Below are 641 nucleotides of genomic sequence, written 5' to 3' on the forward strand. Positions count from 1 at the left end.
GGCGTCCCGATCCGCGCCCAGGGGAACGGCTCGGCGTCGCGTGCGGCGGGGGCGGCCCTCCCGCCCGGTCCGTCCCGGCCGTCGTCGAGACGGACCCGGACCCTTTCGTCGACGTCGACGGGGGCGGTCTCGGCGATCAGCAGCCCGTCGGCGCCGAGCAGATCGGCCGCCCGGTCCAGCAGGGCGGCCGGGTCGCCCCCGATGCCGATGTTGCCGTCGAGGAGCAGGAGGGTGCCCCAACGGCCCTCCCCGGGCAGCGGGTCGAACACGCTGCGGAGCAGAGCGGCGCCGCCCAGCCCGCGGGTACGGGCCACCGCCGCCTCGCTGACGTCGATGCCGAGCGCCCGGTGTCCGAGCGAGGACAGCTCCGCCACCAGCCGCCCCGGCCCGCAGCCGATGTCCAGCACCGGCCCCTCGCACCGATGCAGCGCGGACAGGTCGGCGGAGCCCGCGTCGGAGCACCAGCGCTCCACGTCCAGGGGCAGCAGCCAGCCGTCGCTGCGGCGGAGGAAGAGCGGACCGCGGCCGGTGCGCAGGGCGTTGGCGTACGGGTCGGCCTCCCACGGCGCGGTGCGGATCGGCGCGGCGCCGGTGGCGTCCGCGGAGCCGACGGCCGCTTCGCGGGTGTCCGGGGCTGTCTC

The 641-nt window shown here is 78.2% G+C and carries 1 protein-coding gene; it reads right to left on the bottom strand.

Features of this window, described 5'->3' with window-relative positions; all coding sequences use genetic code 11:
• Positions 1-641 (bottom strand): class I SAM-dependent methyltransferase (locus CR470_RS38345; RefSeq protein ID WP_373561482.1); only part of this gene is annotated, 641 nt, incomplete at both ends.

The organism is Streptomyces sp. rh34 (assembly GCF_002551245.1).
Taxonomy (GTDB): domain Bacteria; phylum Actinomycetota; class Actinomycetes; order Streptomycetales; family Streptomycetaceae; genus Streptomyces.